General features: G+C 59.4%; 33 protein-coding genes. 21 read left to right on the top strand and 12 right to left on the bottom strand.

What is annotated here, in order from left to right; all coding sequences use genetic code 11:
- Positions 1–16 precede the first annotated feature (16 nt).
- The gene (rpmF, locus tag KQ296_RS11230) at positions 17–193 is read left to right on the top strand and encodes a 50S ribosomal protein L32 (RefSeq protein WP_011933023.1); all 177 of its coding nucleotides are present in this window, start codon (positions 17–19) and stop codon (positions 191–193) included.
- A gap of 1 nt (position 194) precedes the next feature.
- Here the strand turns inward: rpmF and KQ296_RS11225 are convergent, their stop codons facing one another.
- From KQ296_RS11225 to KQ296_RS11215, 3 genes are read right to left on the bottom strand one after another with little or no spacing between them, the layout of a single operon-like run.
- On the bottom strand, positions 195–1,127 hold the full coding sequence (locus KQ296_RS11225; protein ID WP_011933022.1) for a kinase: 933 nt from the start codon (positions 1,125–1,127) through the stop codon (positions 195–197).
- Positions 1,117–1,455 (bottom strand): DUF565 domain-containing protein, encoded by a 339-nt coding sequence (locus KQ296_RS11220; protein WP_011933021.1) that lies wholly within the window; start codon positions 1,453–1,455, stop codon positions 1,117–1,119. Before KQ296_RS11220 ends, KQ296_RS11225 begins: the two co-directional genes overlap by 11 nt.
- Complete coding sequence (locus KQ296_RS11215) at positions 1,452–2,207, bottom strand: HAD-IA family hydrolase (RefSeq protein WP_011933020.1); 756 nt, start codon at positions 2,205–2,207, stop codon at positions 1,452–1,454. Before KQ296_RS11215 ends, KQ296_RS11220 begins: the two co-directional genes overlap by 4 nt.
- An 82-nt stretch (positions 2,208–2,289) precedes the next feature.
- Between KQ296_RS11215 and recJ the strand changes: the two genes are divergently transcribed.
- Entirely contained in the window at positions 2,290–4,185 is a 1,896-nt protein-coding gene (recJ, locus tag KQ296_RS11210; protein ID WP_011933019.1) for a single-stranded-DNA-specific exonuclease RecJ, read from the top strand.
- Positions 4,182–5,552, top strand: coding sequence for a chloride channel protein (locus tag KQ296_RS11205; protein ID WP_011933018.1), 1,371 nt, complete (start codon positions 4,182–4,184; stop codon positions 5,550–5,552). Before recJ ends, KQ296_RS11205 begins: the two co-directional genes overlap by 4 nt.
- Here KQ296_RS11205 and psb30 read toward each other — a convergent pair.
- A complete protein-coding gene (gene psb30 / locus KQ296_RS11200) occupies positions 5,531–5,638 on the bottom strand; it encodes a photosystem II reaction center protein Ycf12/Psb30 (protein ID WP_006041509.1) in 108 nt (35 codons plus the stop codon). The two genes, KQ296_RS11205 and psb30, sit on opposite strands and share 22 nt — an antisense overlap.
- A gap of 150 nt (positions 5,639–5,788) precedes the next feature.
- On the opposite strand from psb30, the gene KQ296_RS11195 reads away from it, so the two are divergent.
- From KQ296_RS11195 to fmt, 11 genes are all read left to right on the top strand, one after another.
- Positions 5,789–6,160, top strand: a complete 372-nt coding sequence (locus KQ296_RS11195) for a YkgJ family cysteine cluster protein (RefSeq protein WP_011933017.1) — start codon at positions 5,789–5,791, stop codon at positions 6,158–6,160.
- Positions 6,157–6,486: a TMEM165/GDT1 family protein gene (locus KQ296_RS11190; RefSeq protein WP_011933016.1), complete on the top strand. Its 330-nt coding sequence runs from the start codon at positions 6,157–6,159 to the stop codon at positions 6,484–6,486. The genes KQ296_RS11195 and KQ296_RS11190 overlap by 4 nt, the downstream gene beginning before the upstream one ends.
- Before the next feature lie 48 nt (positions 6,487–6,534).
- Complete coding sequence (locus KQ296_RS11185; RefSeq protein ID WP_011933015.1) at positions 6,535–6,840, top strand: TMEM165/GDT1 family protein; 306 nt, start codon at positions 6,535–6,537, stop codon at positions 6,838–6,840.
- A gap of 126 nt (positions 6,841–6,966) precedes the next feature.
- On the top strand, positions 6,967–9,345 hold the full coding sequence (locus tag KQ296_RS11180; RefSeq protein ID WP_011933014.1) for an RNB domain-containing ribonuclease: 2,379 nt from the start codon (positions 6,967–6,969) through the stop codon (positions 9,343–9,345).
- The gene (locus KQ296_RS11175; protein ID WP_011933013.1) at positions 9,342–9,953 is read left to right on the top strand and encodes a flavin prenyltransferase UbiX; all 612 of its coding nucleotides are present in this window, start codon (positions 9,342–9,344) and stop codon (positions 9,951–9,953) included. Before KQ296_RS11180 ends, KQ296_RS11175 begins: the two co-directional genes overlap by 4 nt.
- Positions 9,950–10,453, top strand: a complete 504-nt coding sequence (locus tag KQ296_RS11170) for a hypothetical protein (protein ID WP_011933012.1) — start codon at positions 9,950–9,952, stop codon at positions 10,451–10,453. Before KQ296_RS11175 ends, KQ296_RS11170 begins: the two co-directional genes overlap by 4 nt.
- Positions 10,454–10,512: 59 nt before the next feature.
- Positions 10,513–10,950 (top strand): DUF2996 domain-containing protein, encoded by a 438-nt coding sequence (locus tag KQ296_RS11165; protein ID WP_011933011.1) that lies wholly within the window; start codon positions 10,513–10,515, stop codon positions 10,948–10,950.
- 71 nt (positions 10,951–11,021) lie between these two features.
- Positions 11,022–12,104 carry a magnesium-protoporphyrin IX monomethyl ester (oxidative) cyclase gene (acsF, locus tag KQ296_RS11160; protein WP_011933010.1) on the top strand — a complete coding sequence of 361 codons (1,083 nt, stop codon included), beginning with the start codon at positions 11,022–11,024 and terminating at the stop codon, positions 12,102–12,104.
- The gene (locus KQ296_RS11155; RefSeq protein ID WP_011933009.1) at positions 12,104–13,549 is read left to right on the top strand and encodes a TldD/PmbA family protein; all 1,446 of its coding nucleotides are present in this window, start codon (positions 12,104–12,106) and stop codon (positions 13,547–13,549) included. The genes acsF and KQ296_RS11155 overlap by 1 nt, the downstream gene beginning before the upstream one ends.
- A gap of 2 nt (positions 13,550–13,551) precedes the next feature.
- Complete coding sequence (locus KQ296_RS11150; RefSeq protein WP_011933008.1) at positions 13,552–14,919, top strand: TldD/PmbA family protein; 1,368 nt, start codon at positions 13,552–13,554, stop codon at positions 14,917–14,919.
- A gap of 27 nt (positions 14,920–14,946) precedes the next feature.
- Entirely contained in the window at positions 14,947–15,969 is a 1,023-nt protein-coding gene (gene fmt / locus KQ296_RS11145; RefSeq protein WP_011933007.1) for a methionyl-tRNA formyltransferase, read from the top strand.
- On the opposite strand, the gene KQ296_RS11140 is transcribed toward fmt, so the two are convergent.
- From KQ296_RS11140 to KQ296_RS11120, 5 genes are all read right to left on the bottom strand, one after another.
- Positions 15,966–17,165: a DEAD/DEAH box helicase gene (locus tag KQ296_RS11140; protein WP_011933006.1), complete on the bottom strand. Its 1,200-nt coding sequence runs from the start codon at positions 17,163–17,165 to the stop codon at positions 15,966–15,968. The two genes, fmt and KQ296_RS11140, sit on opposite strands and share 4 nt — an antisense overlap.
- 115 nt (positions 17,166–17,280) lie before the next feature.
- Positions 17,281–17,490 (bottom strand): hypothetical protein, encoded by a 210-nt coding sequence (locus KQ296_RS11135; RefSeq protein ID WP_011933005.1) that lies wholly within the window; start codon positions 17,488–17,490, stop codon positions 17,281–17,283.
- 10 nt (positions 17,491–17,500) lie between these two features.
- Complete coding sequence (locus KQ296_RS11130) at positions 17,501–17,725, bottom strand: hypothetical protein (RefSeq protein WP_011933004.1); 225 nt, start codon at positions 17,723–17,725, stop codon at positions 17,501–17,503.
- 23 nt (positions 17,726–17,748) lie between these two features.
- Positions 17,749–18,108 (bottom strand): DUF6464 family protein, encoded by a 360-nt coding sequence (locus KQ296_RS11125; protein WP_011933003.1) that lies wholly within the window; start codon positions 18,106–18,108, stop codon positions 17,749–17,751.
- 3 nt (positions 18,109–18,111) lie between these two features.
- Positions 18,112–18,831, bottom strand: coding sequence for a TerC family protein (locus KQ296_RS11120; RefSeq protein ID WP_011933002.1), 720 nt, complete (start codon positions 18,829–18,831; stop codon positions 18,112–18,114).
- Between the two features lie 37 nt (positions 18,832–18,868).
- Between KQ296_RS11120 and KQ296_RS11115 the strand changes: the two genes are divergently transcribed.
- Entirely contained in the window at positions 18,869–19,636 is a 768-nt protein-coding gene (locus KQ296_RS11115) for a hypothetical protein (RefSeq protein ID WP_259726496.1), read from the top strand.
- A 263-nt stretch (positions 19,637–19,899) separates the two neighbouring features.
- Entirely contained in the window at positions 19,900–20,223 is a 324-nt protein-coding gene (locus KQ296_RS11110; RefSeq protein WP_011933000.1) for a hypothetical protein, read from the top strand.
- Positions 20,224–20,947: 724 nt separating this feature from the next.
- Here KQ296_RS11110 and KQ296_RS11105 read toward each other — a convergent pair.
- Positions 20,948–21,295: a Nif11-like leader peptide family natural product precursor gene (locus KQ296_RS11105; protein WP_259726495.1), complete on the bottom strand. Its 348-nt coding sequence runs from the start codon at positions 21,293–21,295 to the stop codon at positions 20,948–20,950.
- A 232-nt stretch (positions 21,296–21,527) separates the two neighbouring features.
- Here KQ296_RS11105 and KQ296_RS11100 point away from each other — a divergent pair, with 232 nt between their 5' ends.
- The 5 genes from KQ296_RS11100 (at position 21,528) to KQ296_RS11080 (ending at position 24,853) form a co-directional block, all read left to right on the top strand.
- Positions 21,528–22,022, top strand: coding sequence for an AAA family ATPase (locus tag KQ296_RS11100; RefSeq protein WP_011932997.1), 495 nt, complete (start codon positions 21,528–21,530; stop codon positions 22,020–22,022).
- 150 nt (positions 22,023–22,172) lie between these two features.
- Positions 22,173–22,649 carry a pentapeptide repeat-containing protein gene (locus tag KQ296_RS11095; RefSeq protein WP_011932996.1) on the top strand — a complete coding sequence of 159 codons (477 nt, stop codon included), beginning with the start codon at positions 22,173–22,175 and terminating at the stop codon, positions 22,647–22,649.
- Entirely contained in the window at positions 22,649–23,095 is a 447-nt protein-coding gene (locus KQ296_RS11090; RefSeq protein ID WP_011932995.1) for a hypothetical protein, read from the top strand. The genes KQ296_RS11095 and KQ296_RS11090 overlap by 1 nt, the downstream gene beginning before the upstream one ends.
- Positions 23,082–24,422, top strand: coding sequence for a circularly permuted type 2 ATP-grasp protein (locus KQ296_RS11085; RefSeq protein WP_011932994.1), 1,341 nt, complete (start codon positions 23,082–23,084; stop codon positions 24,420–24,422). Before KQ296_RS11090 ends, KQ296_RS11085 begins: the two co-directional genes overlap by 14 nt.
- Complete coding sequence (locus KQ296_RS11080; protein ID WP_011932993.1) at positions 24,419–24,853, top strand: 23S rRNA (pseudouridine(1915)-N(3))-methyltransferase RlmH; 435 nt, start codon at positions 24,419–24,421, stop codon at positions 24,851–24,853. Before KQ296_RS11085 ends, KQ296_RS11080 begins: the two co-directional genes overlap by 4 nt.
- A 12-nt stretch (positions 24,854–24,865) precedes the next feature.
- Here the strand turns inward: KQ296_RS11080 and KQ296_RS11075 are convergent, their stop codons facing one another.
- Positions 24,866–25,534 carry a hypothetical protein gene (locus KQ296_RS11075; protein ID WP_011932992.1) on the bottom strand — a complete coding sequence of 223 codons (669 nt, stop codon included), beginning with the start codon at positions 25,532–25,534 and terminating at the stop codon, positions 24,866–24,868.
- A 119-nt stretch (positions 25,535–25,653) separates the two neighbouring features.
- A complete protein-coding gene (locus tag KQ296_RS11070; RefSeq protein ID WP_011932991.1) occupies positions 25,654–26,046 on the bottom strand; it encodes a hypothetical protein in 393 nt (130 codons plus the stop codon).
- Between the last annotated feature and the right edge of the window lie 71 nt (positions 26,047–26,117).

Genomic DNA, 26,117 nt, shown 5'->3' with positions numbered 1-26,117 from the left:
CAGTGATCAGCCCGAGATGGCCGTCCCGAAGAAGAAAACCTCTAAAAGCAAGCGCAACCAGCGCCATGCCGTTTGGAAAGCGAAGGCCGCTACGGCAGCCCAACGAGCACTGTCCATTGGCAAGTCTGTGTTGAGCGGCCGGGCTCAAGGTTTCGTTTATCCCGTGGCGGAAGCCGACGACTCCGAAAGCTGAATCAGCGCAGTCTGACCTCGCGAATGCTCCTGTCACTCGTGAGGTCGACAATCACCGCGGCTCCAGAAATGCTGTTGAGACAACTGCTCGGGAGAGCGGCCTCAACCATCCGATTGAAATCAGAGAGATCGTTCTCAGCGAACATCACACCGGTGTTGTCCAACTGCGTGGTCAGTTGCTGACGCTTCCAGCGCGCGGAAGCCTGCACACTGTCGATCCGCAGGTGCCAAAGCTCATCGAGCAACGTCCAGATCGACGCATACTCGCTGAGACTTCTCATGGCTTTGGGGCGCCACTGGCGTTCTGCTGGTGTCAGCGGTTGCTGCAGGACGTCCTCATGGTGCTCACCAGCCACCACACCAAGAAACCATCCCTCGAGCAACACCACCCGTGGCTTGGAGGTCACGGAACCGCAACGGTCACCGCGTCCTCCCCGAAGGGATTTGTCAAACCGCGGCGCTTGCAAACAGCCCCCTTGCAGCCAGGTCTGCAGCGATCGTTCCATACCGTTGAGGTCGTGACTGCCAGGCAAAGCCCGGGGAACCCGCCAGGGATTCCCAGCCATGCTGCGTTCCAGTTCCTCTGCAGGCCAATAGAAGTCATCGAGCGATAACTGCTCCACCGACCAGCCAAGAGAATCGGCAGCCTGCTTGATCCAGCTGCACAGAGTGGTCTTGCCACAACCTGGCAACGCGCTGACCCCGATCAGCGTCGGAACGTCGGCGGCATGGGCCTGTTCGACACGCGTCAACAGCGGAAGCGCCAGGGACGCAATCCAGGCGTCATCGACAGGAACGGTCCATCGATCGCGCTCCAGACTCAAACCGCCACGGTCCTGCCAGTGCTGCCACCAACGCTCCGGGTCGGGCCAACCCAACCGGCCCAGCAGGGCATTGACTCCGCGTGGAGCGTCCGGTCGAGGATCAGGAGCCAAGTTTGAAGGCCTCAAACACAACGGCGTAAACGGTGCCGATGCGCAGATTGTCGAGAGCGAGCCAACCCAGTGGCCACGGATCGGTCCGCACCCTGCTGCGCAATCGAACCAGCACCTCGAGGATCAGAACCATCGTCAAAACGGCGATGGGGCGATCCTGACCCGATTTCTGATACCAATACATCGTGACATTGCTGCCCACGATGAACCCGAACAGCAAGGAGAGCAGTCCAACGCTCCTGCGCCGCCAAGGGCCAACCAGCGCCTGGGAGAAATGGGTTCCCACCCGGCGCTGAAGCCGGTCAAATCGCGTGACGTGCAGCGTCATCCCTGCTCCAGATCAAGCAGCATCTCCAGGTACTTCAGCGTGACCTGACCGCCTTCACAAGGGGGGCCCACGTGCACCCGGCACGGGGTATCAGCTCCGAAGTGATCCACAACGGCCGTCGCAGCCCCCACCTCCGCTGGCAGTTCAGGGTCCCAGGGAGATGGGGTCAGCAGGCAGCGCAGTCCGGCCGCGCGGGCCGAACGCAACCCTTGCGCTGAATCCTCCAAAGCGATCGCGGCGTTTGGATCGACCCCACTGCGACGCAGCCCGAGCTGATAAGGCTCTGGATCAGGTTTCGAGCACCGCACATCGTCTGCTGTCACCCAACCGCGGAAAGGGCCTGTGCTGAATCCGTGGAGACCGTCCAGGAGAGCCTGAACAGAAGCGAGTCCGCTGCTGGTGACAATCCACTGCTGAACACCGGCCTGCTGAAGCTCCTTGAGCAGCCGCAACACGCCTGGGCGCCACTGCACGGCACCGGAGCGAATCAGGGCGAGGTAATGGCGTTGCTTCGCTTCGCGCAAGCGTTTCAGCCGATCGGATGTGAGCAACACAGACCGCCTCTGCGCATAGCGCTGCATGCGCGCGGTGCCCCCGGGAATGGTCAAGAGCTCGGCGTACAGGCCTTGATCCCAGTGCCAGTCGACACCAAGCTCAGCAAACGCACGGTTGTAGGCCACGCGATGGCCGTCCATCTCCGTATCGGCAAGGGTTCCGTCTACATCCCAAAAGACGGCTTGCAGTCGAGACATTGCAGCGATTCAGCATGGGTTCAGCCTGATGGAACACCATCGGAGCTGATCTCTCCCACAATGCAGCCAGCGGAGGAGAGGGATGGTGGAGGTCGCCCGTCAGCAGCAGTGGCGCTTACCGCGGCCCATCGCTGGCCTCCCCCTCGAAGGTCTTGCTTTACCTGAACCACTCAGAGCTGTGCTTATACGGCGCGGCATGTCGACGAGCGCAGACGTGGAAGCGCTCCTGAGCGATCAGGCACCGCCCTCTCCTCACGACCACTTCCCCCAGCTCGCAGCAGCAATAGCGCGCTTAAAAACGGCATGCCAGACAGGTGAATCTCTGGCCGTTTGCGGTGATTACGACGCTGACGGCATGACCAGCACCGCCCTGCTGCTGCGGGCCTTTCGCGTGCTTGGTGCCAATCCGAAAGCAGCCATTCCAAGCCGGATGGATGACGGCTACGGGTTAAACCCGGGGATGGTGGAACAGCTGCATGCGGAAGGCATCAGGCTCCTGATCACCGTCGACAACGGTGTTGCCGCAACGGAAGCACTGCAGCGTGCCGATGACCTCGCGGTGGATGTGATCCTCACGGACCACCACACCCTTCCGGATCAGCCGCCGAAGGCCATGGCCCTGATTCATCCGGCCACAACCCCTGAAGACTCGCCCTATCAAGGTCTTGCGGGGGTCGGGCTTGCCTACATCGTGGCGCACACCCTGGCGTTGGAGATGAACCGGCCCGAAGCGATTGCCAGCTCCCGGGATCTCTTTTGCATCGGCACCGTCGCGGACATGGCACCCCTGACAGGTGCCAACCGCAGCCTGCTGAAGGAAGGGTTGAAACACCTGCACCGCAGCCGCTGTCCGGGTGTGCAGGCCCTGCAGCAACTGGCTGGGCTAGGGGAACGTCCCCTCGTCGCCGACGACATTGGTTTCCAGCTGGCACCGAGGATCAATGCGGTCGGCCGCATCGGGGATCCTGTGCTGGTGGTGGACCTTCTGACCGCAGAGGATCAAGACCAGGCCTACGAACTGGGGCGACGCTGCGATGTTCTCAACCGCCAACGCCGCGAGCTCTGCGATGCCATCGAAGCGGAAGCGATTGCCTTGCTGGAGAGTGATCCATCCCCCCTGCCGCCCTTCCTGCTCTTGGCACAGGGCCATTGGCATCATGGCGTCATTGGAATCGTGGCCGCCCGTTTGGTTGAGCGTTATCAGAGGCCGGCGGCCCTGCTGGCGGCGGATGGGGATGGTTTGATGCGGGCATCCGTCCGTGCCCCCGAGGGGTTTGCCGTGGATGAAGCGCTCAAGCACTGCGGTCATCTGCTGGAACGCTTTGGAGGCCACCCTGCAGCGGGAGGCTTCACGGTTCACGCCTCAGCCGTGACGGAGCTCCACGCCGGTCTTAACAAGCTGGCCGCAACTTGGATCGAGCAGAGGGGGGAGGGCTTGCTGGTGGAACCGGAGGCCCTGCTGACCCTCGAGGAGATCAACCATGACCTCTGGGCAGGCCTGCAGAAGCTGGAACCCTTCGGCGCAGGTCATCCCAAGCCGTTGTTCTGGTCGAGGGGGTGCCGTGTTGCCGATCAACAGTCGCTGCGCGGTGGGCATCGACGCTTGACCCTGGAGCAGAACGGCACGGAACGTCAGGCGATCATCTGGCGCTGGCCAGCCGGCACTGCGATTGCGCAGACAATTGATCTGGCCTACCGACTCACCCAGAATCACTGGCGTGGAGAAACCCGTTTCCAGCTGGAGGTGCAGGCCCTGCGCACGCACCATGCCGTGATGGAACTCAAACGCGGATCTGGCACTTACAGGATGGAGCGTGTCGGTCCGAAGGCCCTGCAAGTGCTGAACCCTGCCGGTGAGTCCATGATCTGCACAATCAACGCCATCGGTGTGCTGGAGAGTGACGACAGCCGGGCCCGGCACCCCTACGTTGCGGGTCTGCTGCAAGAGGCCTGCGTGGGTCTCGGCCTTTGCCCATGAGTCCGGATCGTCGCCAGGAAAGCGCCCTGATTCCAGGAACTTTGCCCTCCCAACGCCAGTTGGGGGACATCGCACGTCATTTCATCAGCCTGGTGATCGTTGGCGTGCTGATCGGCGTCGCCTGTCTGCCACTCAACCTGGTGGACCGCATTCAGGAACGGTTGTATGTCTTGCTGCCAACGAATGCAGCCAGTCCATGGACGTTGCCCGGTGTTCTTGTGGCACTGGCGCCGCTGGTCGTGATGCCTGTTCTCCTGCTGCTGCAGCGAGGTCCATGGCATGAGGGAGCAGGGTCTGGAATTCCCTCCACGATGAATGGATTGAAAGATCCGTCGCTGCTGCCGCGGGCGATGGCAGCTCCAGGAACGGTGCAACGGGGCCTTCTCTGGTCGATCGCCACCGTGGCCATGTTTCCCCTGGGCAGGGAAGGACCTGTTGTGCAGTTCGGTGCTGCTGTGGCCAGAGCCTGCCATCGGCGTTTCAAGGGATGGCTGCCGTCGCTGACCGAGCGGCAGATGGTGGCCATCGGCGGAGGTGCCGGCCTGGCCGGGGGCTTCAACACGCCTTTGCTCGGGGCCGTTTTCATGCTGGAGGAGCTCACGGCTGATTACGCCATCGTCACCATCTGGCCTGCTCTCGTGATCAGCGTTGCGGCAGCAGGACTGTCGAACATCGGTGGACAACCGATGTTCGGCCTTGGCGTTCTCAACATCGTGACACCGGAGTGGGAACAGCTGATGATGGCAATCCCGGTTGGTCTTGTCGCAGGTGTTGTTGGCGGTCTGTTCAACAAGGGGCTTGTCTGGCTCACCCAGCGGCTGTCGACATCGGTAAGGCAACGGCCCCTGCGCACAGGCCTCTATCTCGGAGGAGGTTTGAGCCTCCTGGCTCTGATGAGCTGGGGAACATCCACCTCTGATGGTGAATCGCTGGTGAGGCAGCTGATTGAGCAGGGCATGCCCAATCCTGTTGAAAACGAGAGTCAGTGGTTAACAGGCTTCACCAGCCTTTGGATCACCGTTGTGCGGGTGATCGCTCCGATGCTGGCTCTCAGCCCTGGCGTTCCAGGCGGCTTGATCGATCCATCCCTCACCTTCGGAGCTGTGCTGGGCTACACCGTCTGCGCAATCGCTGGTTACAGCGGTCAGCTGGGGATCGGATTGGGTCTGGCTGCAGGACTCTCAGGAGCAACTCAGCTCCCCCTGGTCTCCATCATTTTCGCGTGGCGTCTCGCTGGAGATCAGCAATTGTTCGCCGGAGTGGTGCTTGCAGCTGTTCTGGCCTCCTACACCGGGCGCCTGGTTTGCAGGGACCCGGTGTATCACGGCTTGAGCAAGCTCAAGCGTCAGAGTGCGCCGCGGCGGTAGAAGAGGATAAAGATCACTGCCGGGCCAGCCAGGGTGATCAAGGCCAGTGCGCCGAAATTGGCGATCAGGTGGAAATCGATTCCCATGGGTCGAAAGCAGGTAAGCAACAGTTTGCCGCCGCCAGGCTACGAGCCTCCCGCCAGAAACACTTCAATCCGTCCTGGTCTCTGTGACGGCTTGTCACAGCAACACGCGTCACAGCTCGGGCTGAAAGCAACCCAAAACGGACCGCCATCATGAGTCGTCACTCCCAGAACTGGGCCTGTCTGCAGCATTGCGGAGCTTGTTGCAGGCTTGCCCCAGAGGAACGTCAGGAAGCGATCGAAGCCCTGACACCTGAACAGCAGAGCCAATATCTCGCCATGGTTGGGAACGATGGGTGGTGCATTCACTTCGACAGCGGTGCCAGACGTTGTCGGATCTACGCCGAGCGCCCGGATTTCTGTCGTGTCGCGAGCCTCTGCAGCCTTTTCAACATTCCTGAAGACCGCGCTGATGCCTTCGCCATCGCTTGCTGCCGCCAGCAGATTCGATCGGTTCACGGCGGACGCAGTCTGGAACTGCGTAAGTTCGAACGGCTGATTCGATCCACGCCTCCATCGCGATGACCGACGCCGGAAGCTCTCAGCGTCCAGGGTTCACAACCGTTCTGGTGAGTACGTTCACCACCGTGTTCCTGGCGGAACTGGGCGATAAGACGCAGTTGGCAACGCTGTTGCTCTCCGCTGAATCGGGACAGCCTTGGCTGGTCTTCGGTGGTGCCGCTCTGGCACTGATTTGTTCCAGCCTGGTAGGAGTGCTCGTCGGCCGCTGGCTTTCGTCGGTCCTGCAACCCGAACGCCTGGAACAAATGGCTGGCTTGCTGATGGTTGGACTGGGTCTGTGGCTCGGATCTCAGGCTTTGCAATCAGTGCTGCACGGCCATCTGCTCTGAGCGAGACCGAGAACGCTCAACTCTCCGATCCATCGCGCCAACCCATCGATGAACATCACGCTGCTGCTCTCAACCTTCGTCACCGTGTTTCTGGCTGAACTCGGCGACAAAACGCAGTTGGCAACGGTTGCGATCAGCGGCACATCGGATCGGCCACTTGCGGTGTTTCTGGGATCATCCAGCGCCCTGGTGATTGCAAGCCTGATCGGAGCGGTCGCGGGAGGCTCTCTGTCGGCAGTGATTCCCGCCGATTGGCTTCAGCTCTTGGCCTCCATCGGCTTCCTGGTCATCGGACTGCGCCTTCTCTGGCCGATGCTGAAAACGGACGGCAGCATCATCCCGGAACAGGACTGACCCACACCCCAGCAAGGCATCGGCTCGTAAGATCCAAAAGATCAAGAAGGGCACGCATCCCCTGCTGCTTGCGAGCCTGCATCGTTTCTCTCCCGGTCCTGAAGGCCGGTTCCCGATTCCGTTCTGATGAAATTCACGGTCGCCGATCTGCTCGACCAGGTTCCCGCTGATGGAAGCCTGGACCAAGCAAAACTCGAGAAGATCCTAAGGCTGTCGAATCGAACGGAAAAGCAGTCTCTGGGGCTGGCACTGCAGGCGCTCTCGCGTCTTGGGATCCTGAGCACCGATGACAGCGGAGCGGTTCAACGCTGCATCACTGATGACCTGGTGGAAGCCCGCCTGCGTTGCAGTAGCAAAGGCTTTTGTTTTGCAATCCGCGATGACGGCGGTGATGACATCTACATCCGCGACCATCAGTTGAATCACGCCTGGAACGGTGATCGCGTTTTGGTGCGCATCACCCGGGAAGGGGGTCGCCGTCGGTCTCCAGAAGGAGGTGTGCAATGCATCCTGGAACGGGCCACCACGAGTCTGCTTGCGGCCGTGGAACAGCAAGAGGACAAGCTGGTGGCGATCCCCCTCGACGACAGGATTCTGGCGACCATCGAGCTTGCCTCCGAGGATGCAGGCCATGCGGACACACCCGCGAATGAAGCGGTTGCCGAGGTCATTCTTGACCGCTATCCCGTCGCCCAGTTCTCAGCCCAGGGCCATGTCTCCCGCTCCCTGCCTCTCAATGGCGGACCCGAAGCGGATCGGGACCTGATGTTGACGAAAGCTAATTTCCATCAGCGGCCCACCCCACCTCGCGCTTCGCTGAAGGCACCGGCAGCCAAAAAGCGAGTGGACTGCACAGATCAACCTGCACTCCTGCTCACAGGCTGGTCTGCAACCGACGCTGTCTCCCTGCCGGCACTGCACGTCATTCCCCACGAAGGAGGGACGCGCCTTTGGATCCATGCTCCAGCAGTCGCCGAACGGCTGGCCCCTGGAAACAGTCTCGACCAGTGGCTGTTGAATCAATCGGAGAGTATCTGCCTCGGCCAACATTGGTTGCCGCTTCTGAGCCCTGCCTTGACAAAGGCCAGCGCATTTCGCGTTGGCGAAGTGCAGGATGCGGTCACGCTTCGGCTGGATCTCAGTGCTGACGGTGAATGGAAGGATTGGGACTTCTCCCTAACCAGAATCCGTCCGGTTGCACAGATCACCCAAACACATCTGGAAGCTCTCGCAGGACGCAAACCGAAATCAAGGGCGATTCCAGCGGACTTGAAAGCGATCAAAGAGCAGATCAGCCAACTGGAAACTTTGATTTTCAGTGCCAAGAGTGCTCATGAAAGCGAACGATCTGCCGGTTTGATCGAACTCGACCTGCCCAGGCCTCAGCTCGACATGCTCGGGGATTTAAACCCACTGGCCCCCGATGGTGATGCAGCCAACTGGGCAGAGCCGCTGAATCCGAGCTCACCGGAATCGGTGATGGCGGTGCTGTTGCGCACGGCTCACAGGGTCTGGCATGCGCAGAGCGAAGATTTGAAACTCCCGTCCGTTCTGCTGGGTGCACCCCCAGCCGACGACTCCGCTCTGATGGACGTGGCCAAGGCAGCCATTGCCCTGGATGTTCCTCTCGAACTCGATGAAGACGGAACACCGTCCGCCGATGAACTCGCCAAGGCTGTTGCCGGTTGTCAATCAAGCCGCGTGCTCAATCTCCAGCTTCGTCATGCACTGCCTGACAGCCTTTATCGCCTCAATGAGGCTGCTGCGACCGCCGGAAACCCGCAGCCCGATGCTGACAACACCACCGATCCAGACTCTGAAACCACCACATCAGACGATGTTGACGAGCAGACCAGCCGAGCGGAGAGTCCCGGTTCGGTTGGCGCTCAATCCCTGGCTCCCTGGTGTTGCCCAACGCTGCATTACGCCGATCTTTTGAATCAACAGGTTCTTTGTCAATTGCTCAATGAAGGCAAGGACCGTCCAAGCGTGCGGCACAAAACCAAGGTGGGGATTGGGTCTCGAGGAGCAGGCGATCAGATCACCTGGCCGCTGTTCACGGCCTCGCAGGATCAAAAACTCTCAGAGCTGTTTCGGGAGCGCATCATCCAGCGCTTGAACACACGCCGCCGGCAGGTGTCAGAGCTGCGCAAAGACGTGGTCGCCATGGCGCAAGCCAGAAGCGCTGAACCCATGGTGAATCAGGAGCAAACCGGAGTGATCAGCGGTGTGCAGAGTTATGGGTTTTTTGTGGAGATCCCTCCATCGATGGTGGAAGGGTTAGTGCATGTGAGCTCATTGAATGACGACTGGTACGAATACCGTTCGCGCCAGAATCGACTCGTCGGACGACGCAGTCGCAGGGTTTATCAGCTCGGCGATGAAGTGAAGGTGAAGGTGTTGAAAGTGGATGTGCTGCGCAACCAGATCGACCTTGAAGTGGTGCCCGCGGAAGAATCTGACGAGCAGGCAGCCCCCCTGCCTGTGGCCGTCTCAGACTCATGAGCGCTCCGTTCGTGATCGGCATCAGCGGCGCATCGGCCCAACAACTCGCTGAACGCAGCCTGCAATGGCTTCTCCGCGGGGGTCACAGCGTGCACGTGATCGTGAGCCGAGGAGCCCATGAAGTTTGGAGAGCTGAACGGGCCATCGCCGTTCCGGTGGACCCCGATCAGCAGCAACGGTTCTGGCGTGACCATCTCGATGTGCAAAGCGGCGAACTGGTCTGTCATCGCTGGGATGATCAAGCCGCGGTGGTGGCCAGTGGCAGTGTGATGACCCGGGGAATGGTGGTTGTTCCCTGCTCGATGGGAACCGTGGGGCGTCTGGCGGCTGGATTGGCAGGGGATCTTCTTGAGCGCAGTGCTGATGTGCACCTCAAAGAAGGCAGACCCCTCGTGATTGCCCCGAGGGAAATGCCGTGGAACTTGATACACCTGCGCAACCTCACAACGCTTGCAGAAGCTGGAGCCAGGATTGCGCCGCCCATTCCTGCCTGGTACACCCAGCCGGAGTCCCTCGATGACATGATCGATTTTCTCGTCATGCGTCTGTTTGATGGCCTGGGCGAGTCGCTAACAGACCAGAACCGTTGGCAGGGACGACGCCCATGACCCCTTTGCAACGGCTGCTGCTGATTCCCTGCCTGTCCCCTTTGCTGCTCACCTTGCTGGTGGCAGGGCTGAATCTCGGAAAGGGAGGAACGCTACGAATCCTCACCTGGCAATTACCCACCCTGCCCATTGGAGCCTGGATGGCCATTGCCGCCGCAACAGGCGCTGCACTGGGCTCAGGAGGTGCCTTGGCAGCAACGCCTCAAGCACCAACGCTGCAGCGCGAAGTTCGACGACCGATCGCATGGCCACCTGAGCATTCAGAACCGATTGAACCTCCCACGTCTCCTTCCGATGCTGCGACCGTCACGTGGCCTGAGCGGGATGTGCGCGATCCGGCGCCGACGGTCTCGGTGCCCTTTCGCGTGATCCGGCGGGGCGACTCCAAAGCCGAAACCGTGACGGCGTCGGCTCCGGAAACGACTACAACCACGACCACTGGAGCATCCAACGCAGAGGCAGCTGATGACTGGAATCAGCCCCTCAGCGAGGACTGGTAACCGGCGACTGGTGAGGCACCACCGGAGCTGTCTACAGTCCGGCCAGTGACCAACATCCGGTGAGCGAAACCCCTGCCAAGCCGAAAGGCGAGACCAAACCCGCTGGTGAAGGCAAAGCAAAACCTGCCGCCAAACCCAAGCTCGAGGACAAACCCTTTGCCTCCTTCATGCAGGAGGACTTCCTTCCGTCGCTCACGAAAGCCCTGGACGATCGAGGTCAAAGGGCCGTGAGCCTGTCCCTCATTGAGGGCGAGAGGCCCGTGGTGGGGGGTTCCTGCTGGATGGTGAAAGGAGAGCTGAGCGGCGAGCGCAGGTTCTGGCTCTGTTTCGAATCCGATGCGATCACCTCCGGCAAAACCATTGCCTTAGCCGAGTCGGGCACGGCACCCAGTCTGCTGGAGTCGTTTCTGATCGACGAAAAGAGAATCACCCTCGCACTGCTGCAATCGAGACTGCTCCAGCGGCTCAACGGGCAGAAATGGCTGGGGGGCAACTGAACGACTCACGTCACAGAAACCCCGGCAACCTCACGGTGCCACTTACGATGGTGAGCACTTAGACGAAACAGATGGTGCCTCCAACCGCTGTCAACGACGCACCTGCAGCAGGATCAGCCGTATCCGTCAAGGACCCGGCCAAAGACACGATCCTCACGCCGCGCTTCTACACAACGGACTTCGAAGCCATGGCCGCAATGGATCTGCGGCCCAACGAGGCAGAACTGGAGGCCATCTGCGAAGAGTTCCGCAAGGACTACAACCGCCATCACTTTGTCCGCAACGACGAATTTGAGGGTGCTGCAGACAAACTTGATCCGGAAACCCGTCGCGTTTTCGTTGAGTTCCTCGAGCAGAGCTGCACATCAGAATTTTCAGGTTTCCTGCTGTACAAAGAACTCAGCCGTCGCATCAAAACCAGAAACCCCCTTCTGGCTGAGTGTTTTGCTCACATGGCCCGAGACGAAGCCCGTCACGCCGGCTTCCTGAACAAGTCGATGAGTGATTTCGGCTTGCAGCTCGACCTGGGCTTCCTGACCGCCAACAAGAGTTACACGTTCTTCCAGCCGAAGTTCATCTTCTACGCCACCTATCTTTCTGAAAAGATTGGTTATTGGCGCTACATCACCATCTTCCGCCACCTTGAGAAGAATCCCGACAGCAAGATTTTCCCAATCTTCAATTTCTTCGAGAACTGGTGCCAGGACGAAAACCGCCATGGCGATTTCTTCGATGCCTTGATGAAGGCACAACCCAACACCGTGCGGGGATTCCGGGCACGCCTCTGGTGCCGCTTCTTCCTCTTGGCTGTCTTCGCCACCATGTATGTGCGCGATGTCGCCCGCAAGGAGTTCTACGAAGCGCTGGGTCTCGATGCGCGCGACTACGACCGGTTGGTCATCGACAAAACCAACGAAACAACCGCGAGGGTGTTCCCGGTTGTGTTGGATGTGAAAAATCCGAAGTTCTACGCCGGTCTCGAGAACCTCGTGACCAACAACGCAGCCCTGGACGCCGTTGATGCCAGTGCTTCATCCGCACCGATCAAAGTGTTGCGGAAACTTCCCCACTGGATCGCCAACGGGGCACAGATGGCGTCGCTCTTCCTGATGGCACCCGTGCGCAGCGAGTCATTTCAGCCCAGCGTGCGCTGATGCAAACCAACACGATCTCCGCAACTGGGATTCTCAACCTTGATCCCAGTTGTACGCCTTGGGAACAGCGTCTCAACACCCTTCTGAACGCCGGCTTGGGAGCCGGCGCCGATCTCGTAGAGGTCTTCCTCGAGCGCACCGACCACCTGGGTGTGCTCGCCGAGCAAGACAAGATCACCAGCGTTTCTCCGGCCTTCGGCATGGGGGCCGGCATCCGGGTATTCAGGGGTGTGCGTGATGGTTTCGTTAGCACCAACGATCTCAGTGACGCTGGTTTGGCCGAAGCACTGGATCAGGCTTTGGCCATGCTTCAACTGGAACGTTCCACTCTCTCTGGCTCCAGCGCATTTCAGGGTCTCAGCGCTCTGAAAAATTTCGCAGCAACCAAGCACGATTGGTTGGATCGCACACCCAATCTCGATGTGATCACCCAGCGACTGCTTGAAGGCACGCAATGCCTGGAACGTCTTGGTCAGCACCTCGACGTGCGGCGCAGCAGCTTCTCCCGTGATTGGCAGGAAGTACTTGTCGCAGCTAGCGACGGAACCTTCGCCCGAGACATCAGGCTGCACCAATCCAGTGGTCTCAGTGTGCTGGCTGCCGATGGTGACCACCGCGCCAGCATCGCGCGCCGCTACGGAAGCACCGACAAACCGAATGATCTCTGCGACTGGGCGATCGAGGCGTCTGCGCAGGAGGTGTGCAGCAGTGCCTCCACGATGCTTCGCGCCGACTACGTGGATGGAGGCCAGATGCCAGTGGTGCTCGCCAACCGATTTGGTGGCGTGATCTTCCATGAAGCCTGCGGCCATCTGCTGGAAACAACCCAGATCGAACGCGGGACGACACCATTCGCGGAGTGCATCGGTGAATCCATTGCCCACCCAGCCGTCACGGCCATCGATGAAGGCTTGAGTGATGGAGCCTTTGGCTCCCTGTCGATGGACGACGAAGGGATGGAACCTCAGCGCACCGTTTTGATCGAAGATGGGGTCCTGAAGCGGTTCATCAGTGACCGTGCTGGTGAATTACGCACCGGCCATGCCCGCACCGGCAGCGGACGTCGTCAGAGCCATGGATTCGCTGCCGCGAGTCGGATGCGCAACACCTACATCGCTGCCGGCCCTCACAGCATCAATGACCTCATCGGATCCGTTGATCGTGGTCTCTACTGCAAATCCATGGGAGGCGGCAGTGTCGGTCCCACCGGCCAGTTCAACTTCTCGGTTGAAGAGGGCTATCTCATCGAAAATGGAAGCCTGGGTAAGCCCGTGAAAGGTGCCACCTTGATCGGTGAGGCCAAAGAGGTGATGCCAAGGATCTCGATGTGTGCCGACGATCTCGATCTTGCAGCCGGCTATTGCGGTTCCGTGAGCGGAAGCGTGTTCGTCACCGTGGGACAACCCCACATCAAAGTTGATTCCATCACCGTTGGAGGCCGCTGATCATGGGACATGCACCACTGAACGTGTCGGCTCTGCGTGATCGGCTCCACCAGCTCGCCTCGCGCGAAGGAATTACGCAATGGGATCTTGGAGCCAGCCGAAGCAACAGTGCTTCTGTTCAGGTAGATCGCGGTGAAGCCAAACAGTTGAAGGCTTCACAACGCAGTTCCATCACCGTGCGTGTTTGGAATCGGGATGGCCTGGTCGGCATCACCAGCACCTCCGATCTGTCGGATGCTGGCTTGGAAAAGGCGCTGATGGGCGCCCATCAAGCCAGCGCCTTTGGAAACGCTGATGATGTCCCCCACTTCTCCCCTCTGGCGAAGGCGCCCACCGATCCTCTCGATCGACCACTCAAAAACTCCGAAGGCATTCAATCCCTGCTCAAGAATCTTCTTGAAGCTGAAAAAGAACTCCTCAGCCGGCATCCCGCCATCGAAACGGTTCCCTACAACGGACTCAACGAGGGAAGCAGCGAGCGCATCTACCTCAACAGCGATGGTGCTCTGCGGCAGGCACAACGCACCCAAGCCAGCCTTTATCTGTTCGCCCGCGCGGAAGAGGCAGGGCGAAAACCCCGAAGCGGAGGAGCGGTGCGACTGGCGCTCGGCAGCGCTGAGCTGGACCTCAACGGATGCATCGACGAGGCTGCCGAGCGCACCATCAGCCATCTCAACTACAAACCGATTGATACGGGTCGCTATCTGGTGTGCTTCACACCTGAAGCCTTTCTCGATCTCATCGGATCCTTCAGCAGCATGTTCAATGCCCGCGCCGTTCTAGACGGTGTGAGCCTGAGCAAGGCCGACACCATCGGCCAGCAACTGGCCGTTCCCTTCTTCAACTTGATTGACAACGGTCTTCACCCCGCCCATGTGGGAGCGATGCCATTTGATGGAGAGGGAACACCAACCCGAGCCTTGCGCTTGATAGGTGATGGTCGTTTGGAGAGTTTTCTGCACTCGGAAGCCACCGCTCGTGCATTCGGTGTGCAACCCACCGGTCATGCCGGTTTGGGCGCCAAGGTGTCCGTCGGCCCCGACTGGTTTGAGGTGCATCGCAGTGAAGGGGCCACGCTCCCAGGCGATCACCTGGATCACCGCACAACCAGCGACTCCTTCGTGCTGATTGAGAGCCTCAACGCTCTCCATGCCGGCGTCAAGGCCAGTCAGGGTTCGTTTTCTCTCCCCTTCGACGGCTGGCTGGTGAATGGAGGTGAGCGCATTTCCGTTGAGGCAGCAACGGTTGCTGGCGACATCCGAGAGCTCCTTCGATCCATCGTTCAGATCGAAGCCGATCCAATCGTCACCCATGAAGGGGTGTGTCCCCATGTGTGGGTGGATGGTCTCGCCATCACCGGCGAAGCCTGAGTCACTCACCGCACGACCGCTTTGGCTTTGAAGATCCTGTTCTGGGGCACACCGGCCTACGCCGTACCAACCCTCGACACACTCCATGAAGCCGGGCATCAAATCGTCGGTGTGGTGACCCAACCCGATCGGCGGCGTGGGCGGGGTAAGCAATTGATGCCTTCACCTGTAAAAGCCAGGGCGCAAGAGCTCGGCTGCCCAGTGTTCACCCCGGAGAGGATTCGACGAGACCTGGACTGTCAGCAACAGCTCAATGCTCTGGATGCCGATGTGTCTGTCGTGGTTGCCTTCGGCCAGATCCTGCCCAAGGACATCCTTCAACATCCGCCTTTGGGATGCTGGAACGGGCATGGATCTCTGCTCCCCCGTTGGCGAGGGGCGGGCCCCATTCAATGGTCAATCCTTGAAGGAGACCCAGAAACCGGCGTGGGGATCATGGCCATGGAGGAGGGGTTGGACACAGGGCCCGTACTCCTGGAGCAACGGTTGTCGATCAACCTTCTCGAGAATGCCCATCAACTGGGAGAGCGACTCAGCAGGCTCAGTGCTGATCTGATGCTGCAAGCCATGCCTGTCATTGAGGCGGCAGGCCCAGGACTCGAGGCGGAGCGATGGTCGCGCCTCCAGGTGCGCCATCAGCCAGAGGAGGGCACCTACGCTCGCATGCTGAGCAAAGAAGACTTTCAATTGAACTGGGGTGATTCCGCCCTGACGATTCATCGGAAGGTGATGGGTCTGTATCCAGGAGCTGTGACGGTCTGGAAAGACCGGCGCCTGAAAGTGCTGGCAACAGAACCCCTGATCGAACGTCTTGCCGATGACTTATCTGATGAGGCGCGGGCCTTGGTCGGGCGTTGGAACACCGGTGCGCATCCCCCCGGCCAGGTGCTTCACAGCGCCGATTCAGGACTGGTGGTCAGTACCCATGGCTGCCCAATTCTGATTCGCGAAGCCCAACTGGAAGGGAAAGCTCGCAGCCATGGCCAGGCTCTCATCCAACAACTGCAAGCGCAGCCTGGAGACAGCTTGGGGCTGGCCGCGAAGCCTTAACGATGACGACCACGAACGGGTGAGGGTGCCCTGCGCGCTCTGGGTTTCCCGGGTGAGCGTCTGCGGCCTCCGCTGAGATCCAGAGGGGGAGCTTTGAGCACGGTGGGTTCAAAGCCATCAACGGTCTGTCGCGTCAGCTCTTCTCCCGTCAGCCGCTCGATCGCTTTCAGCAGTAGCGCTTCTTCGGCGGCCACAAGGGACACGGCATGCCCCGTTTCCCCGGCACGGCCGGTACGGCCAATGCGATGCACATAGTCTTCCGCCACATTCGGCAGATCGAGGTTCACAACATGGGGGAGCTGCTGGATATCAATGCCTCTGGCGGCGATATCCGTGGCAACAAGCACGCGGACGCTTCCCTGCTTGAAACCCTGCAAGGCACGGGTCCGCGCCCCCTGACTCTTGTTGCCATGGATGGCTGCCGCCGCAAGCCCCTCCTTGTTGAGACGGTCAGCCACCCGATTGGCGCCATGCTTCGTGCGTGAAAACACAAGCACCTGACGCCATTCGCCCGTGCGAATGAGGTGGCTTAACAAATCGCTCTTGCGCGCCATGTCGCAGGGGTGCACCACTTGCTCCACCGATCGCGCCGTTTGATTTTCAGGCGTGACCTGAAGATGCACAGGATCATGGAGGAGGCCAGATGCCAACTTGCGGATCGGCGCACTGAACGTGGCTGAAAAAAGAAGCGTTTGGCGCTTCGCAGGCATCAGCCTGATCAGGCGGCGGATGTCATGGATGAAGCCCATATCGAGCATGCGATCCGCTTCATCCAGCACGAGACATTCGAGCTGGTCAAAGCGCAGAGCACCCTGTTGGTGAAGATCAAGCAAACGCCCTGGGGTGGCCACAAGCAGATCAACCCCCCCACGCAAGCGATCAATCTGTGGGTTGGCCTTTACGCCACCAAACACAACATCGCTGCGGAGAGGCAGATGCCTGCTGTAGGCCTTCACGTTCTCCAAAACCTGAGCAGCAAGTTCCCTGGTGGGCGTCAGCACAAGAGCGCGAATCTGGGCCCGTCCTGCGCGCTTGCCATGGCGCAATCTCTCCAGCACCGGCAGGGTGAAACCAGCTGTCTTCCCCGTACCCGTTTGTGCAGCTGCCATCACATCCCTGCCATCGATCACTGCCGGAATCGCCTGCGCCTGAATCGGGGATGGGTGGGAGTAGCCCTTGGCCTGGAGTGCTTCCAACAAGGGTTCACCCAATCCCAGATCTGAAAACAGGACCTGAGGATCAGTGGAGACAGAAACTGCGCTGATTGTGGTGCCGCCGCAAGCCTCACCCTACGGGGCCAACCCTTCGGCTCTAATGGTCGGCGTAAAGCTGCTGCGCCTGTTTCCAAACCGCATCGAGCTGTTGGTCACTGAGCACAAGCGCCTGAGGGTGAACGCGCGCCAGCCAGGCGCGGCGGTGCTCTGGGGTCTCATCACTGAAAAAAGTCTGCTGAGCTGCAAGCACACGAAATTTGAGAAATTCCAGCAGCACAGCTCTGACCCGTGGAGCGGAGTGCTGCATCCCAGAGGCCTCAGAACAATTGCCAAACCGCATTGTCGGGTATGTCGGGTGCCGCATGGGGATCACTGGGTTCCTGCTGCGTGACTCTCCAGGCAGGCAACCTGCAATCGCGATAGCTCGGATGCTGGATCAGGATGCCCTCCTGATCATCAGTGGAGCCATAAAAGCCACTCACCCAATGCGGCCGTTCGTTCAACCCACCGCGAAACCAGACCCAGCATCGCTCGCGTTTCATCGATCCACGCTGTTTTCACCGCCTCATTCTGAAAGCTGAAGCGACGGAGCGACCTCACGGTGCACGCAGCGTTCACAGGGACCCTCCGGGAGCACCGCACAGCGCAGGAGTGGGCTGAGGGCATTGAAGCGGCAACTTGGATCTCCAATGACCCAGCCATGACGGAACCAACGGGCATCCTCCGGTTGCTTCTGCGTCTTCACCAGAAGAACCACCGAACGGAGTTCGTAGCGTCCGGAGCACAACCGGTACCGATGCCGTCTCTGCATCACCAGAAAACTTCTGGCATCAAGCGAAAACCAACGACCTGGATGGGGTGGGTCTTCCATCTCCACTCGGTCGATCGGCTGCTCGCTGCCGAACTGACGAATCTCGATCAGCACAACTCAGGCCTCCTCGACGACGGGGGGCAGACGCAACGAAAACCCCCAGATCATCAACAGGGTCACCACGAAGAGCGTCACCAACTCAGGAATATCAATCGTGGGGAACACCAGCTGGATCAGCAGCTTGCAGCCAACGAAAGCCACGGCCAGATAACCGGCTGACTCGAGCCGGCTATAGATCTTCAACCATTGGATGAACAATCCTGACGTGAAACGGAGGGCAATCACACCGATGAGTGCACCGCTGATCACCAGCAAAAGTTGATCACTGATGGCCACCGCCGCAGCCACGCTGTCGACCGAAAAGGCGAGATCGGTGAGGGCAAGGGTGAGAACCGTGCGCCGAAAACTCAACGGAGGCAGAGCGTTCTGCGAAACCAGGGCATCATTCTCGGGCGCAGCGGGGCGCCAGTGCTGGTAACAGAGCCACAGGAGGTAACCACCGGCCAGCAATTGGATCGGCGGGAAAGCCAGCACCCATTGCGCCATCAAGATGAGAGCGACGCGGAGCACAAACGCCATCAACACGCCCAAATTGAGAGCCCGGCGCTCCAGTTCAGGGTCATCCTGTCTGCGGGCGATTGCAGCCAGAGCAATGGCGTTGTCTGCTGAAAGCAGCAGTTCCAAACTGACAAGCACCGGCAACAACGGAAGCAGCTCACCGAGCTGATCGACTCCATCAAGCCAGGGAGTTAGGGACGTCAGTGCAGCTGTATCCATCAACGCAGCCTAGAAATGGGACGCGCCGACCAGTGGCATGAAAACGCAAGTCCAGCTTTGCCATCACAACGACCAGCGCTGCATTGTTCGCGTGGAAGCCTTTGACGGCGACAGGTCACTGGGCAGTGCCCTGGGCGAAGCGCCCACGGCAACGGATGCAGAAGATCAGGCCATCGCCAGGCTGCTGCAACGACTGGACACGCCCAAAGCAACAGCAGCCAGCCACAAGGAGCTTGTGCGGCGCAACAGCCAGAACCAGGATCAGACTGCACAGAACGCAAGACCGGCTTCCGATCAGAAACCACCCAAGGCGATCGAACCCAGCCAACCTGCCGTGGATCAAGCCTCTCCACCGGCGGTCAGCACTCCAGAGCCAGACGCTCCCACGAACGCAGTAAACGAAGCACCCACCGATCCAGACGATTGGAGCGAAGAACTCACTGCCATCGACCTTGAGTTGCAACGCATCGGCTGGGATCGAGCCAATGAATCCATCTATCTGGAGCGAGCCTTTGGGCACAGCAGCAGACATCGCCTCACACGCTTCAGTGATCTCGTGGCTTATCTCAAGCGCCTGCGGGACCTACCAGCCTCGAGTGACGCCCGAACAGCGGCGATCCCCCTAAAACGCTCGGACCTTGTGAACCAGTGCGATGAAATCCTGAAGCGCCTCAATTGGCAGCAACAGCAAGCCCGCGACTTTCTGCAAAGCAACTTCCAGGTTGGGTCCCGGCAGCAACTCAGTGATGAACAACTGTTGGGATTCAACATGCTGCTGGAAGAGCAGTTGTTGCCACCCTCTTGACGGTGAAAGACGCGAACGGCTATCGGCGGATGAAGGCGCATCCCGCCTGCAATCGAGTGATGAGGAGTTTGCCGACTCTTGAGTACAAAGCAGGATCAAGCGTCCCCGACTCATAGAGCGATCATTCCCATATGGCAGATGCTGTTGGCTAGGCGTGCGTGACACTGGCGAAAGGATGACTGCCTTACTCCATCGGGCAGAGCGGCTTCCAGATTTATTGATAATGAACTAAAATTGGGTGATACCAGAGTGTTGCCAAATAGATGATCATATTGTTTCTCCCGGCCCTTGGTGTGGCATTGGGGCTTTTTATTTTTGCTCTTATTTGGAGTCGTAATTCTCTTACTCAATCCTCCAAGATCGGCGGATCTGCTGCAGTCATTACCCATATAGTTCTGGGGAGTGCTGTTTTGGTCATGTCTTTTGACCTATATGGCGATTTATTTTCCAGCTGGAGCTGCAGCAAGGGCTTCATCGGCAACTGTTATCTAGAAGCCTCTATTTTGCTTGCCCTGGTGGGACTTCTTCCTTGTGGATTCCCAATCACGGGTCACATCCTCAGGCTGGCATGGCGCAATAAGCGGTAGCAGCGACAGATGACTCAATCCTCTTAGAGAGCAACCAAGGCGAGGTCAGCGAAGGGGTATAGCTCCTCCGCTTTTCCCACCCCTGCTCTTTGTTATCTGCTTGGAGTGTGGTGACGGGCTGAGTTGCCGCAGCATCCACGATGACCACTGTGAACTGCATGGGGTTATGTCTCGGTTTGTTCAAAGTGGCAAAAACCGCCGAATCGCACATCGGCAAACTGAGCTATTTATTTTCCCGATTTCAGCCGTCTGACTCCCCCAGCTGGCCTAGAGGCTTACCCCCAGGCGCCAACCGACCAGCCTATCTGCTTCGTCTGTCGCGGGGATTGGGTTCAGCCCATCAAGCATCAGCCCAACAACAGCAGGCTCTCCAAGCCATTCGATTCCAAGAGACAGTCAAGCCTTGAAAGCATTGGAGTCGTTGGCACGAAGCGCAAGGGGCATTTGCTGAGACAGCAAAAACTCAGCTATACCGAAGATGAATTTTTGCTGTAGCTGGCTTCTTGAGATCCCCAACTCGGCAGATGAACCGTAAGCAACGTGCATTAGCTGCCCTAAAAAACGACAAACATTTTGCTTGGCAATGCAAGCACAGAGTTAAAAATATAAAGCATAAAGAGCATAAATTTCCAATCATCTTCAGCCAATAAAAACTATATCAAATCCATTTCATACATATGCAAAGCCAATTTCGGCTAGGAACAATATGCTTTATCGAAAATGATCATTTATAAATACTTGGCGGAACAACTCCAGGCGTGCCGTACAAAACTGCAACTGCGCCAGTTTGCGTTTTCCAATTCCATTCATTACTTCCAGCCCCGCCTGCAGCATTCAGCATTTCGTCATCGGAAAGCTCCTCACCCGCAGGAGTCTGTCCGCTTTTCAGGTCTTCAATTGTGACTTCAAAGCCAGACGAACAAGCAATGGCCACGACATCTTCTTCGCTGGTAGCAGCGTCCATCTTCTGATGAAGAGTTGAGTCTGCGACAACAGCCTCCAAAAAAGCTTTGAATTGATCGAGTGACATTGAAAGCCTGAATCTATTCTCACTTTTAGTGTCTTGCGGCATTATTGTCAAGCATCTCTCCATACACCGCCTAGCTAGCACAGCATCCAGACTTATTCCTCGTTGTTAACATCATTCCCACCACCGAGTTCCTTCTTCGATGACGGGCCTCTGGAGATGCAGACGCTGATTGGGCCAAGCACCCGGTCATGAGCCTCTGAAAAGCCGGCTCCAACCCAAAGAGGCCGAGCGGCCGCATCTTCGATTCAGCGCTAGAAGAGCGCAAAAGCAGCCAATGCACGTGCGAATCGCGATCAGCGGAGCCCATTCCCAGGGAAAAAGCACATTGGTTTGGGATTGGGTGAAACGGCATCCTCACTACATGCGCGAGGAGGAGCCCTTTCGAGCGCTTCACAACGAGGGCTATGACATCCAATTTCGCCAGGAATGCAATTGCCTGCATAACGGCATTCAGATGTATTACAACGCCAGCCGAGTGAATGCCTATCAATCCAGCGACGAATGCGTGATCTTCGATCGCGCGCCAGTGGATTACATCGCATACTCGCAACACACCGCCGACTACGGCACCACTGACATCAACGATGCATTCGTTGAAGCCATGGTTCCCAGGGTGAGAAACACACTTCAGAACCTGGATCTAATCGTTTTCATCCCCATCAGCGACCAATGGCCTGTGGAGATGGAAGACGATGGAATTCGCCCTATTGACCTGCCCTACCGCAGTGAGGTTGATGCCATTTTCAAACAGATCTACCGCGACCAGTGATTCAATGTGATGCCCTCGCTGAACGCACCGCAACTGATCGAACTTTGGGAATCCCGCGAGGAGCGGCTTGACCGCATTGAAAAAGTCATCAGGGCGTGAAGGCTCCACGCCTCAGGCCGCTTAGGCTGATGCAGAGCCCTTTTCTGACTCATGCAACGCCGTCTGCTGGCTCCACTGCTTGCCTTGTGGCTGGTGTTCGGCCTCCTGCTTCCCTCCGCTGAGGCAGCGATGGATTACGCCAAACAGGTGCTGATCGGAGCTGATTTCTCCAACCGGGACATGCAGGGGGTGACCTTCAACCTCACCAACCTGCGCGAGGCTGACCTTTCGGGCAGTGACCTGCAAGGGGCCAGCTTGTACGGCGCCAAGCTGCAGGACGCCAATCTCAGCCGCACCAATCTCCGCGACGCCACGCTGGATTCCGCTGTGCTCAACGGGACGGATCTCACCGATGCCGTTCTGGAAGACGCCTTCGCGTTCAACACCCGTTTCATCGACGTGACGATCAGCGGCGCTGACTTCACGAACGTGCCCTTGCGTGGTGATGTGCTCAAAACCCTTTGTGCAGCGGCAGAGGGCACCAACCCCGTGACTGGACGGGACACCCGCGACACCCTGGGCTGCTGATGAGCTTTGACCCGCGCAGCCTCGAACGGCTGAAACAACTGGGGCGGGAATTGCCGCAAGCGCTGCCGACCCCGACAGAAAAGACCAGAGATTCCCCTCGCGCCAGCGAGCGGCGTCACAAGGTGGAAACCGAAGAGAACCCCCAGGCTCTGTTCCATGAGCTGATGAAGGTCAGCGCCGATGGCTCGGTCCCCGAGCACCTGATGGATCGCCTTCGCCAAGCCGAAAACAAAGCTGAAGCGGAACGGCGGCAACAACCGCGGGGTCCAGCGCAGAGCCCCTCCCGCCAAGAGGCGAGTTTCCCGCTGGCTCCAACGCCGACCCGCAACGCCGGCCCCGGAAAAAACACCCGCCCGCAACGGCCCGCCGTGGCACCCGGCAGCGAAGAGGAAAGCCTGTATGTGGCCTTCGGGCAGCTCCTGCTCGAAGACGATGACGCCGGCTGAGGCCATCCACACTCCCCTCCAGCAGATCGCATTGAAGGAATGGCAGGAACTTCAGGCGTCTGGCCATGACCACCTCGCCAGGCATGGGGTGCAGATCCAGAACCGTGTGGTTCCTTATGACCCCTGGCCCAGGGTGATTCATGGAGCGGACTGGGACGGACTCTGCGCAGGCATTTCGCAGCGTCACCAGGCGATTAATTGCTTTGTGGCTGACGTGTACAGCCGCCAGCTGATCCTCCGGGACGGCGTCATCTCCAGGCAGGAGATTGAAGAGTCACCGCTCTGGCAGCCAGACCTGCACGGTCTCTTTGCTCCCGACCATTGCTGGTGTCTGATCAACGGGTTGGATTTGATCGGTGGCAGCCAACAGGGCTGGCGGGTTCTGGAAGACAACCTCCGCCGGGTCGGAGGCCATGGCTACGCCGCGAGCATCCGAGAGGCTTCCTGGGCGGCCGGACTCGCGAAGAACACAGCGCATCAACCGCGTCCAGTTCAGGAGGGTCTGCAGCAGCTGCGCGCTGCGCTGCATCAGCTCTGCCCTCACCAGGATGATCCGCTGATCGTGTTGCTCACCCCCAGCACCGTGAGCACCGAGATCAGTGAGCACCGCTTTCTAGCTGCAGCGATGGGGATTGCCCTGGCGCGCCCAGAGGATCTGCATTGCGATCAAAACCAGGTGTTGCTCCTTCAACACGAACAGAAGCTGCCGGTGGATGTGATCTATCGCCGCAACGAGGATCGCATCGGCATGGAGCCCGACGGATCCAGTACCTGGCTTGGCGTGCCAGGTCTGAAACGGGTGGCCGCAGAGGGAAACGTGCAGATCGCCAATCTCCCCGGGGCCGGGATCGGCAGCGACAAGGCCCTGTATCGACACGTTGGCGCCATGATCCGCTACTACCTCGGTGAAGAGGCTCTGATCGAGCAGGTGCCTACGTTCAGTTGCCGAGATCCCAAAGAACTGGAGCATGTGCTTCAGCATCTCAATCAGTTGGTGGTGAAGCCGGTGGATGGTGCCGGGGGACTCGACATGCTCCATGGTCCAACCGCCTCCGCAGCTGAATGCAATGCGATGACCGCCTCTCTGCAGGCCCAACCTGAGCGTTTCATCGCCCAACCAGCGCAGGTGCTGCACACCCTGCCGACGTTGGTTGGGGAACGGCTCCAGCCCTGCGCCGTTGATCTTCGGCCCGTCTCATTGCTCGGAGACACGCCCCAGGTGCTTCCAGGAGCACTCACCCGCGTGGCACCTCCTGGCTCTTCGATCGTGAATCTGAACCGCGGCGGCAGCCTCAAGGACACCTGGATTCTCGACGTGGCGGCATGAACGTCTCCCGCTGCCGAATCATCGCTGTTGGCAAGGTGCGCAAGGGTTGGGTGCAGGAAGGGGTGGAGCTCTACCTCAAACGACTCCCTGGGCTCACCGTAGTGGAACTCAAGGACAGCAGCAGAGAGAAGGAGGCGGAGGCGATCCGTGCCGCTCTGCGATCCGATGAACTCCCGGTGATGTTGATGGAGCAGGGCACGCCGCTGGCCTCCATTCCCTTCGCACAACGGCTCGAGCGTCTGGGCAATGAACGCCTGGCCTTTGTGATCGGCGGCGCCGATGGACTCACCGATGAGCTCAAAGCTGCCGCCCGCTGGCAACTGAGCCTCTCACCGATGACCTTTCCCCATGAACTGGCCCGGCTGCTGCTGCTCGAGCAGCTGTTCCGGGCTCAGGCGATCCTGCAGGGGAGCCCGTATCACCGGGCTTGAGTGGACTGCAGCTCAAGCGTCCGCAGTCAACGCGTCTGCCCAGGCATCCCGGCAGCGCCACCACTGCAGATACCCCAGCTGGCGAACATGGGGCAACAGCTCGCGCATCATGGCCGCAGCGGCGGAACCCGCCGGGTTGGGATGCTGCCGCGCCAAGCGGTAGTTGGCGCAGAACGCCCCGAACGTTCCCTTTCTCACTCCTTTCTGGCGCTCCAGATGCTTGAGCAGCAAGGCATCACAGCGGTGGGTGCTGACCTCAGTGGCGGCAGCTGAAGCGCCGTAATCCTGATCCCCTGGCAGGAGATCTTCACCGGTGAATCCACACACTTCACCGGCGGCGAGTGCCGCCCGATTGTCAGCATCGAAGGCTTGCACCGCTTCCCCGCCACGCTGCTCGAGCTCCTGACGGCAGATTTCGGCGATGTCCTGATCACGCCACTCGAACAGATCACCCACGCCGTTGGAACGCACGATGTCGACCATCTGGCGGCGCAGCATCCGTTCACAGGCAGCAGCCTGTAGGCGGTCATGCTCCGTGCGTTGCGGCTGGCGCAGCGCCCAGTCCGCATTCAGAAAAAACGCTGAGGTGGTTCCTTTGCGATGCCCTCCAGCGCTCTGCTGAGACGCTCCCATGATCTGCTCGGGTGTCACGCAGGGATCAGCACCCATCTGATCGGCCATGGAACTGCACCTGTTGTGATCAGTCTGCCGAATTAGAGCCTGTGGTCTGTCGAATCTGCAACACCTCCATCAGCAGCTGCACCAGCGTGGATGGGGCCCGAGAGGAGGTCATGATCGACTCAGACCTTCCAGGGCGTGAGGGTCACCGGCTGAAATTTGGCGATGCTCATCGTCCAGGCGCGTCCGCACATCGCCCGCAATCCTGTGCAGAAAGCCTCGCGATCGCCGCTGTTCAACCAGGCTGCTTTCAACGCTGGAAGGTCCTCGGGCAGTCGCTCCATCGCCAGCTCCACCAGCAGCAGACTCTCGTCTCCGCAGGCTCGCTTCAGAACGCCGTCGTCACTGCGTTGCCAGACACGCAGCAACAGCTCCAGAGCCAGGCCATGGGCTGCTTGCGTTGGCTGATCAGCACTGGCTTCCTCGGCCTTGAGAGAACGCCCCGCAAGGGGAAGCGCTCGCGCTCCTCCCTGGTCGATCAGAGCCAGAGCCACGAGGTAGGGAGTTTCAGCCATTGGAGCGCATGCAGTGCGGGCATCCTCACTGATCGGAACTGCGTTGGCACTCCACCCCAGCCGTCGCTGAA

The sequence above is a fragment of the Synechococcus sp. CS-197 genome, assembly GCF_025128215.1.
In the GTDB taxonomy this organism is placed as follows: domain Bacteria; phylum Cyanobacteriota; class Cyanobacteriia; order PCC-6307; family Cyanobiaceae; genus Synechococcus_C.
The sequence above is the reverse complement of the archived record's forward strand: the minus strand, read 5'-3'. Positions and strand labels throughout refer to the sequence as shown.